The following is a 5,637-nucleotide window of genomic DNA, read 5'->3' as shown; positions in this document are numbered from 1 at the left end:
GATACGGCAATTCCGTGATCCTAAATGCGTTACCTATGTCTCCCGACACCTGTTACCCATGTCTCCCGGCAGAACACTATCAAGCGCCCATGCTTCGAATACTTCTCTGCACCTTGAACGATTGAGCCGTGACCTGCCGGTAGATCGGCTGATCTCTGGCGACATCGATATCGCCATTGGCTTCGGGCCTGGTTATCACCAGATGCATCCGGAGTTGCAATGGCAGCCGGTGCTCAACGATGAGTTTGTGTGCTTGACCAGCCAAGCGTCACTCACCAGCGAAGAGGCCATGAGCCTGGATGAATTCTGCGCTTCGCCTCAGGTGTTTCCGACACCGTGGATCTCGGAGAAGAACATGGTTGACAGTTGGCTGGAAAAGGTCGGCCGTTCGCGCAATGTTCTGGTACGGGCGAATGGTTATCAGGCTTGCGTCAACATCGTTGCTGCGGTGCCTTCGACCGTAGCGATGCCCGCGCGTCTTCTGCCGTATTTACGCATTCCGCAGGAACTGAAGGTCTGCCAACCGCCGATGGGCTTCCCCTCCTTCACATTAGACATGGTTTGGGCTCGGAGTCGTGGACAGAGCAAGGACATTTCCAGTCTGCGCAAGCTGGTTCACGACGTGGCCGGGGGGATGCTGATAGAACGCTGAGAATGTACTTTTAAATTTTCTACAGGCATTTAGATTTCTTAAAACCAGTATCTTCGAAAACTAACTTATTGTGTATTTGCCCAGGTGGTCAAGACTACTGCCTGCTCACAATAGGAAGAGGAATTGAAGATGCTAAATAAAGTCCAGTCGGTAGTTTTTCCATTTTATCGGCAGCCTGTGCCCTGCTATGGATTCGAATGTGTCTATGCTGTCGAGTCGGGACTGCGTGTTTCCGACTCGATCAACAGCGAAACACTCTATGGCGATCTCGCTCATAGCGGTGCAGTGATCTATCGTGACTTTGCCGATACGCTCGAGGATTTCAACAACCTCGTCAGTGCGCATTCATCACGTGTCACCTTCGACCCGGCGCGCAAGGCCGCGACTTCGAACACTGCGGAAATCGAAGCGGGCGTGTACGAGATGGGCCTGCATCGTGAGAACGGCAACCTACCATTTAATCCCGATCTGCAGTGGTTCTATTGCCTGGAGCCTGCGCTGGTAGGATCCGAAACGACGATGTGCGACGGCTGGCGAGTACTGTTTGAGCTTTCGGCGAAAACCCGCAAGCACTTCGAAAGTCGCGATATCCGTTATGTCCGGCGTATTCCCTGGGCAAATGTAAAGCGCTTCCTCAGTATCGAGTTGAACCTGCCGATCGAAGATATTACGGATGAGCATTTATACCAGGTTAACGAACATGTGAAAGGTCAGGCTTATCAACGCATTGATCAAAATCTTATTTCTTCGGAGTTTGTTGTCTCTGCATTGGAAATAAGCCGCTTTAGCGGCAGGAAAGCTTTTTGCAATTCCATGCTTGGGCCCAGTGTCAACTACGAGCCTCCACTCATTACATGGGCCGATGGTGAAGATATTTCGCTGGATATCTGGGACGAGATCAAGGAAATAACTGCGCGCAACACTTACAGCCATTTTTGGAAAAAGGGCGACATCGTTGTCATTGACAACACCCGTGTTATGCACGGTCGCCGTCGGCTGGACGATACTTCCCGCCGGATCTTTGGTGCCCAGAGCTATCGGCATGGGGGGAACAGCCAATGATCAGCAGGAAAATGCAAGATTATTTGGCGAGCGCACCCGACCGTGTGGTGATTCGGGAAATGAATGGCCGTGCTTATAGGCTGCAGGAGTTGCGTCGGGACGTAATGCGCCTGGCATGCGCCTTGGAAGGTCGTGTGGGGCATTGCGAACGCAAAGTGTTCGGGATCGCCATGCGTTCCTGCTATGAGTGGATCTACACCCTGTTGGCGATTCAGCAGGTTGGCGGTGTGCTGCTGCCCGTACCTATCGAGTTCTCCGATGACCAGATCGGCAGTCTGCTGGGCAAGGCTACAGCGGTGTTTGTGAGCGATGAAAGGACTGCCAGCCGCTTGCACAACATTTTCCCGGGCAAGTCTTGCTTCATTCCCAAGCGCTTGATGAACGAGGAGGTCGGCGAGGCATGGTGTCAGCAAGATGAGTTGATCCCGGCGGGCATCGTGTCGATCATCCATACCTCCGGCACCACTTCCCGCCCCAAGGGGGTGATGATCCGGGACGAGGCGGTCGGGTTGCTGGTCGACAATGTAATGGCGCGCCTGCCACAGCAACCACTGCATTATTTCTCGATCGTGCCAATGAGCCTTCTGATCGAGCAGGTGCTGGGGGTGTTCATTCCGGTTCTGTCTGGCGGCACCCTGACACTCATGCCCGAAGGCGTGGCCGAATACGGCGCCGCGAGTGGAAATGCCAGGCAGTACCTGGAGCTGATTGCGCCTAACCAACCCAACTTTCTCTATCTGCCGCCAAAGCTGTTGGAGGAGGCCAACCTGTTGCTCGAGCACTGTTCGGTGGAGGAACTGTTCGGCCCGCTGCGCCCGCACATCATCACAGGTGGTGCGAAGATTCCGGTCAGCGTGCTGGAAGTCCTGGACGCTCGAGGCGTGCAGGTGTTCGAGGCGTATGGCCTGAGCGAGAACTCTTCGATCATCTCGCTGAACTCGCCCGTTGAGCGTCGCATAGGATCGGCAGGCAAGTTGCTCGACGGCATCGAGCCCAAGCTGGTCGATGGCGAGTTACTGGTGAAGACGCCGACGCTATGCGCAGGGTACTACAACGCCGACGACACCGCCTGCGATCTGTCCGACGGTTATCTGCACACCGGTGATATTGCCGAGTTGCGCGACGGCTACCTCTACATCACCGGGCGCAAGAAGCATGTGATCATCCTTTCCACTGCTCGCAACATTTCTCCGGAATGGGTGGAGAGCGTCTACAAGGAAAGCCCGGTGGTGGACGACATAATCGTCATGGGCGAAGGACGGGACGAGCCATGTGCCGTTGTGCTCAGCACTTCTGACCAGGAACGGGTGCGCGAGGAGATGGCCCGCCTGGAGCACCGGCTTGCCGATTTCGCCCGGGTAAGGCGTATCCGCGTTATCGACGATATCGCCAGCTTCCGTGACCAGTTCTACACCGTCACCGGTCGGCCACGGCGCGCCGAGATAGAGGCCCATTTCATCGACCAGATGTATGTTTAGGGGGATGGCCATGTATCTCGTGCGTAATTTCTACAAGGGCTGCCCCGGCTACCGTTGTCTGCAGGAGGCGGTGCGCGCCCATTACCTCAAGCACTACGGCGCGACACCGGAGCCCCGGCCCGACGTGTTCGTCTGCCTGACCAACTCGAATGGCGGCGCTCCGGGCTATGCCTGTGCAGGCGTTAGCTACGGTGATTCCGGCAAGTTGTTCAGCGAGTACTACCTGGACGAGGAGCTGGACGAGCGTTATGCGATCGACCGTGCACGCATTGCCGAAATCGGTGCTTTCTCTTCGTTCCAAAGCGGCAGCGGGGCAGGCAAGTACCTGCTCGACAATGTCATCAAGGCCTTGGCGCTACGCAATTTTGGGCTGGTGGTACTGACCGCGACAGCGCAGGTACGCCAACTCCTGGCGCCGATTGTTGACAACCTCGATGACCTCGGCGGTGCCGAGCGCAGCCGTGTCAAGGACCCAGGTATCAATTGGGGCACCTATTACGATCAGGCACCACGGGTAGTAGCCGCTCGTTTGTCATCCCCCATCGCGTGGCTCACGGCGCCCACGCAACCAGTAGCCCAGTCTCATTTCGCCAGTCGGAAATTTGCCTAACCACATCCCATTCCGGGCACACCCACGCCCGGAATTCCGGAGATAGCCATGAACGCGAACAAGCGTTACGAGAATTTCATCGTCTTTTTGGCGCCGCTGATTAACAGCCTCGGTGGTATCGCCATCGACCTGTATGCGCCCAGCATTCCTTCCATGGGCCGTGAGTTGGGGGCTGGCCCCTCGCTCATGCAGAACACCATTACCATCACCTTATTGTTCTATGCCATCGGCCAACTGTTCTTCGGCATCGTGGCCGATGCTCGAGGCCGCAGGCCGGCTGTGCTGCTGGGGCTTTCCGTGTTCCTGGCGGGTAGCTTGCTGGCCACGGCCGCGACCTCCATCGACATGCTGTTACTGGCCCGGGCCCTGCAAGGCTTTGCCATCGGTGCATGCCAGGTGGTTGCCCGGGCCTTGCTGGTGGACGTCGTCAAGGGGCCTCGCTTCTATGTGGCGATCATTTACCTGAGCCTGGCCTTCGGCCTGGGACCGGTCGTCGCGCCGTACGTGGGTGGGGTGATCGAGGTGCACCTGGGCTGGCGCTACAACTTCGTCCTGTATGCGGCCTATGCCGTGATTGTGCTGGCGTTCGTACTGGCCGGGCTGAAGGAATCCCTCGCTCCAGTTGCCCGGCGTAGTGTGCTGCAGATCGTTGGAGGGTATCGCTTCATCCTCGTTGACAGCCGTTTCTGCGCCTCGGTGATCATTCTCGGCTCGAGCTTTTCGGCCTTCCTGTTGTGGAACGTGTTTGGCCCGCATATCGTCCAGGAGCGCCTGGGCCATAGCGCCCAATACTTCGGTACCACGGCACTGGGGGTGGGCAGCTGCTATCTGGCAGGAACCCTGCTCAATCGTGCTCTGATCCGCGTCGTCTTTCCGGAGACGCTGATGTGGACGGGCCTGGGGCTGTTCTTGCTGGGCATCATCAGCATCGCTGCAGTGCCGGATGCGTTGAGTCTGACGAACATCCTCGGTGGCATCATGCTCATTGCCTTCGGCCAGGGCTTCATCTTCTCTAATGCCATGGCGCGCTCCATGTCGTTGTTCCCCGACCGCGCAGGGGTGGCGGCGAGTCTGCAGGGTTGCCTTATGCTGGTGTTCGGGGCGTTGACCTCGGGTGTCGTCAGTACCCTGCCGCTGGAGTCGAACCTGGCGATTGCCGGCGTGTTTTTCGTCCTGTTGCTGGTATCGCTTTCAGGCATGTTGGCTGCCAGGGCAAGGTGGCAGGTATCCATGGCCTGAAGTATGAGGCCAGGCGTACACACGGTTGTACGTTGGAACGGCTTGCCTGACGCAGCGATGGCGTCGCACTCTCATACGCCTGTCTCCCGACGGGCGTATGAGGTGGGAGCCTTCATCAGCAGCCGGTCCGCCCGGCTCTTGTTCATGCTGAGAGTCGTTGTTGCCTTGGGCCAATGGGCATCCAGTTACCCTGAGCGTTGGCTGCCCCGGCGGTCGATGGTCTCCCCTGTATCGTGCCGTTTTTTAGTTTCTGCGGCCTTCAGCCAACTGCCCGTGCTGCTGGCTGAGGGACTTGCAGTAACTGGAACAGGTCCTTCGGGTCCTGCGGCCGCGGCACCAGTTCGATGTCGCGGCCGATGCCGCGTTCGCGCGCCGCGTCGTGTAGCCAGCGCAGGGCGGAGAAGTCTTCCAGGGCGAAGCCCACCGAGTCGAACACGGTGATCTGCTCGGCGTTCTGCCGGCCCTCGGTGCTGCCTGCGAGGATGCGCTGGAACTCGATCACCGGGAAGTCCGCCGGCATCTGCTGGATGTCGCCCTCGATGCGTGTCTGCGGTTCGAACTCGACTATCACCCGCGCGCGTTCCAGCACTTCGGCC

5 protein-coding genes and 1 pseudogene are annotated in these 5,637 nt (G+C 58.0%); 5 read left to right on the top strand and 1 reads right to left on the bottom strand.

The window, feature by feature from the left end:
- The 5 genes from VV867_RS29830 to VV867_RS29810 all read left to right on the top strand — a co-directional run.
- Positions 1–652: LysR substrate-binding domain-containing protein (locus tag VV867_RS29830; RefSeq protein WP_328568335.1), on the top strand; the 652-nt coding region annotated here is incomplete at its 5' end.
- Between the two features lie 129 nt (positions 653–781).
- The gene (locus VV867_RS29825; protein ID WP_109936350.1) at positions 782–1,714 is read left to right on the top strand and encodes a TauD/TfdA family dioxygenase; all 933 of its coding nucleotides are present in this window, start codon (positions 782–784) and stop codon (positions 1,712–1,714) included.
- Positions 1,711–3,192, top strand: coding sequence for an AMP-binding protein (locus VV867_RS29820; RefSeq protein ID WP_109936351.1), 1,482 nt, complete (start codon positions 1,711–1,713; stop codon positions 3,190–3,192). Before VV867_RS29825 ends, VV867_RS29820 begins: the two co-directional genes overlap by 4 nt.
- Positions 3,193–3,202: 10 nt before the next feature.
- The gene (locus tag VV867_RS29815) at positions 3,203–3,802 is read left to right on the top strand and encodes a thermostable hemolysin (RefSeq protein ID WP_328568334.1); all 600 of its coding nucleotides are present in this window, start codon (positions 3,203–3,205) and stop codon (positions 3,800–3,802) included.
- A 48-nt stretch (positions 3,803–3,850) separates the two neighbouring features.
- The gene (locus VV867_RS29810; RefSeq protein WP_328568333.1) at positions 3,851–5,041 is read left to right on the top strand and encodes a multidrug effflux MFS transporter; all 1,191 of its coding nucleotides are present in this window, start codon (positions 3,851–3,853) and stop codon (positions 5,039–5,041) included.
- A 259-nt stretch (positions 5,042–5,300) separates the two neighbouring features.
- Here the strand turns inward: VV867_RS29810 and VV867_RS29805 are convergent.
- Positions 5,301–5,637: pseudogene (locus VV867_RS29805) on the bottom strand (ornithine cyclodeaminase); the annotation flags it as partial.

The organism is Pseudomonas sp. JH-2 (assembly GCF_036231725.1).
Taxonomy (GTDB): domain Bacteria; phylum Pseudomonadota; class Gammaproteobacteria; order Pseudomonadales; family Pseudomonadaceae; genus Pseudomonas; species Pseudomonas delhiensis.
The sequence above is the reverse complement of the archived record's forward strand: the minus strand, read 5'-3'. Positions and strand labels throughout refer to the sequence as shown.

Coding starts and splice junctions, on each gene's coding strand:
- VV867_RS29820 (WP_109936351.1), top strand. CDS start 1,711: ATGATCAGCAGGAAAATGCAAGATTATTTGGCGAGCGCACCCGACCGT.
- VV867_RS29825 (WP_109936350.1), top strand. CDS start 782: ATGCTAAATAAAGTCCAGTCGGTAGTTTTTCCATTTTATCGGCAGCCT.
- VV867_RS29815 (WP_328568334.1), top strand. CDS start 3,203: ATGTATCTCGTGCGTAATTTCTACAAGGGCTGCCCCGGCTACCGTTGT.
- VV867_RS29810 (WP_328568333.1), top strand. CDS start 3,851: ATGAACGCGAACAAGCGTTACGAGAATTTCATCGTCTTTTTGGCGCCG.